General features: G+C 74.1%; 4 protein-coding genes. 2 read left to right on the forward strand and 2 right to left on the reverse strand.

The window, feature by feature from the left end; all coding sequences use genetic code 11:
• Together FV218_RS22055 and FV218_RS22060 are read left to right on the forward strand one after the other, a co-directional pair.
• Positions 1 to 601, forward strand: a 601-nt coding sequence (locus FV218_RS22055; protein ID WP_147711559.1) for an extensin family protein, incomplete at its 5' end; no start/stop codon positions are given.
• 84 nt (positions 602 to 685) lie between these two features.
• Complete coding sequence (locus FV218_RS22060) at positions 686 to 1,996, forward strand: L,D-transpeptidase (protein ID WP_246685234.1); 1,311 nt, start codon at positions 686 to 688, stop codon at positions 1,994 to 1,996.
• Here FV218_RS22060 and FV218_RS22065 read toward each other — a convergent pair.
• The gene (locus tag FV218_RS22065; RefSeq protein WP_056095713.1) at positions 1,977 to 2,711 is read right to left on the reverse strand and encodes an ABC transporter permease subunit; all 735 of its coding nucleotides are present in this window, start codon (positions 2,709 to 2,711) and stop codon (positions 1,977 to 1,979) included. The two genes, FV218_RS22060 and FV218_RS22065, sit on opposite strands and share 20 nt — an antisense overlap.
• Positions 2,708 to 3,491, reverse strand: a 784-nt coding sequence (locus FV218_RS22070) for an ABC transporter permease subunit (protein WP_147711560.1), incomplete at its 5' end; no start/stop codon positions are given. The genes FV218_RS22070 and FV218_RS22065, both read right to left, overlap by 4 nt.

A 3,491-nucleotide genomic window follows, 5' to 3' on the forward strand; every position in this document is an offset into this window, starting at 1 on the left:
GCCCCCGGCCCGGCCCCCCGAACTCTCCGGCGAAGCCGCCCTCGCCCTGACGGTGGCGGCGGCCGACGACACCGCCTGCCGGCAGCGCCTGGAGCGCCTCGGCGCCCGGTTCGAACCCCAGCCGGCCCTCGCGGACGGCCAGTGCGGCGCGGCACGCCCCCTGAAGATCACGTCGCTTTCCGGCGACCTCGCCCTGACACCCCCCGCCCTCCTGGTCTGCGGGGCCGCCGAGGCCCTGGCGCGCTGGGCCACGGAGGCGCAGGTGCTGGCCGAGCGCGACCTGTCGCAGCCGCTCAAGGGCCTCAGCCTCGGCACCACCTACGTCTGCCGGGGCCAGAACCACGATCCCGATGCCAAGCTGAGCGAGCACGCCTTCGCCAACGGCATCGACGTGATGGGATTCACCTTCGCGAACCGGCCGGCCATCGCCGTGGCGCCCCTGCCCGAGGGGACGCCGGAGGCGGCCTTCCTCGCCCATGCCCGCGCCAAGGCCTGCGGGGTCTTCCGCACGGTGCTCGGGCCCGGCACGGATGCGGCGCACGCCAACCACTTCCACCTCGACGAGCGCGAGCGTCCCGCCGGCCACCGCCTCTGCCAATAATTTTCAAGGCGCGGAACGGCTTAGTCTCCGCCGAGCTTGTTTCCTGTCGAGTGGGCGGCGGCGCCCCGGCCAGGATGCGTGACCATGCTTGGATTGTTGAAGGTGGGCGGCGTGTCCGCGCTGGCCTGGACCTGCCTCGTCGGCGGTGCCCAGGCGGCGCCCGAGAAGGCGGTCCCCGAGAAGGAAACCTCCGCCAAGGAAGCCCAAGCCAAGGAAACCCCCGGCAAGGAACCCCCCGCCAAGGCGGACGCGGCGCGCCCAGCCGAAGCGCCCGCCCTCACCCGGGACACCATCGAGGCCGCCACGTTCGTGGATGGCGCGAAGCCGAAGGGCGACGACGGACGGGCCGGCGCGAAGAAGGGTGGCAAGGGGAAGGCCGACGACAAGCGGCCCGACCCCCTCCTCGTGAAGGTGCAGGTGCTTCTCGACCGGGCGCAGTTCTCGCCCGGCGCCATCGACGGACGCGACGGCGAAAACCTGCGCGGCGCCCTCTCGGCCTTCGCCGTCGCCAACGGCCTGCCTGCCGCGACGCGCATGAACGCGAAGCTGTTCGAGACCCTGAAGGCCACGAGCACCGAGCCGGTGGCGGCCGAGTACACCCTGACCGAGGCCGACGTCGCCGGGCCCTACGTCCCGGAAATCCCCGCGAAGATGGAGAAGCAGGCCGATCTGGAGGCCCTGTCCTACACCGATGCGCGCGAGATGCTGGCCGAGCGCTTCCACATGACGCCGGCGCTTCTCACCGCCCTCAACCCCGACAAGCCCCTCGACAAGGCCGGCACGGTGATCACCGTGGCGGCGGTGCCGGCCCTTGAGACGGGCAAGCCGAAACCCGAGGACAAAGCGGGCAAGAGCGACAAAGCTGGCAAGACCGGCAAAGCAGCCAAGGAGGACAAGGCAGCCAAGGAGGACAAGGCAGCCAAGGAGGACAAGGCAGCCAAGGAGGACAAGGCGAGCGGGGACGACAAGCCGGCCAAGGATGTCGCCCGCATCACCGTCGACAAGGCGACCCGCCACGTGCGGGCCTTCGACGAGGCCGGCAAGCTCCTGGCGTTCTACCCCGCCTCCATCGGCAGCGCGGAGAAGCCCGCCCCCTCGGGCAAGACCAAGGTGAAGGGCGTCGCCTTCGCGCCGACCTACACCTACAACCCGAAATACGCGTTCAAGGGCGTGAAGACGAAGGAGAAGTTCACGATTCCCCCCGGCCCCAACAACCCCGTGGGCGTGGTGTGGATCGACCTCGCAATCCCCTCCTACGGCATCCACGGCACGCCGGAGCCCGAGAAGGTCGGCAAGACCGAGTCGCACGGCTGCATCCGCCTGACGAACTGGGACGCGCGCAGTCTCGCCCTGCGGGTCGCGCCCGGCACCGAGGTCACGTTCGTGGACGACTGATCCGGGCGAGCGCCGCCAGCCCCAGCATGGCGGCGTCGCCGAGGAAGGCCAGGGCGGCGGTGGCGCAGGCGCCCTGGAGCATCGGCACGGTGTTCTGGTTCTGGAGCCCGGCGACGATGGGGGTGCCGAGCGTGGCGGCGCCGGCCAGGGCCCCGACCGCCGCCGTGGCGATGGACAGCACCAGGGCGGTGCGCAGGGTCTCGACGATCCCGGGCGCGGCCAGGGGCAGTTCGACGGACAGCAGGATCTGCCGGCGGGTCAGGCCCATGGCCTCGGCCGCCTCGCGTGCCTCGCGCGACACCGTCTCCAGGGCGCCGACCGTGCCGCGCAGGACCGGCATCACCCCGTAGGCGACCAGCGCCAGGAGGGTCGGCGGACCGCCGAAGCCCAGCACCGGCAGGGCGAGGGCCACCACCACCACGGGCGGCACCGCCTGGGCGGCGGCGGCGACGCCGTCGATGGCCGGGCGCAGGGCGGCCGCCCCGCGCCGGGTCGCCACGATGCCGAGGCCGATCCCGAGGCCCGCCACCAGGGCGAGGCCGGTGCCGGCGAGGACGAGGTGCTGCAGGGCGAGGGCGAGGAGACGCTCCGCGTCGAGGGCTCGGCGCGGTGCCTCGCCGAGGATTTTTGCGATCCGGGTTGCGACCGCCGGATGGCTCAGGGCCGCCAGGGCGAGGCCGGTCGCCGCGACGGTGACGATGGGGCGGAGGCTCATGCCGGCAGTCCCGCGCGCATCCCATCCTCCACGGCGCTCAAGGTCCGCTCGGCCACGAGCGAGAGGGCGACCACCGGCACGGCGCCGAGCAGGATGAGGTCGGGGGCGAACTGCGCCATGCCGTCGAAGACGATGCGGCCGAGGCCGCCGGCCCCCACGAGGGCGCCGAGGGTGGCGAGCCCGATGCCCTGGACGGCGGCGACCCGCAGGGCCCCGACGAGGAGCGGCGCCCCGAGGGGCAGGCGCAGGCGGGCGAGGATCTGAGCGTCCGTGAGGCCCATGGCCCTGGCCGCGTCGAGGCTGGCGGGGTCGGGCGCGCGGAGCGCCGCCGCCAGCCCCCGCCACAGGGGCAGGAGCAGGTAGGCGGCGACGCCCACCATGGCGGGGGCCGGCCCCAGGGCCGAGAGACCGAGGTCGCGCAACGGGGGCACGGCCCGCAGCAGCCCGCCGGTGAGGGCGACGAGGCCGCCCAGCAGCGCCACCGCCGGCACCACCTGCACCCCGCCGATGGCGATCCCGACCGCGTCCTGGCCGCGCCGCCACAGGGACAGCAGGATCACCGCGGGGACGGCCAGTCCGAGGGCGCCGCCGGCGAGCACGAGGTGCTCGACGAAGGCCGCGTGCACGGCCTCGCGCCGGGCGGCGTACTCGACGGCGAGGGACAGGGCGTCGAACAGGCCCGCCCGCGCCTGCCCCTCGGGGCGCCGCTCCTCGTCGGGGCCCTGCGGGTCGCCGCCGTCCAGGGCATCGGGCTCGCCACCCTCGGCGCCCTCGTGGGGG

This window comes from Methylobacterium sp. WL69 (assembly GCF_008039485.1).
Lineage (GTDB): Bacteria > Pseudomonadota > Alphaproteobacteria > Rhizobiales > Beijerinckiaceae > Methylobacterium.

What these genes read in the sequence shown, in the direction of transcription:
- FV218_RS22060 (WP_246685234.1), top strand. Translation starts at nt 686, where the DNA reads ATGCTTGGATTGTTGAAGGTGGGCGGCGTGTCCGCGCTGGCCTGGACC.
- FV218_RS22065 (WP_056095713.1), bottom strand. Translation starts at nt 2,711, where the DNA reads ATGAGCCTCCGCCCCATCGTCACCGTCGCGGCGACCGGCCTCGCCCTG.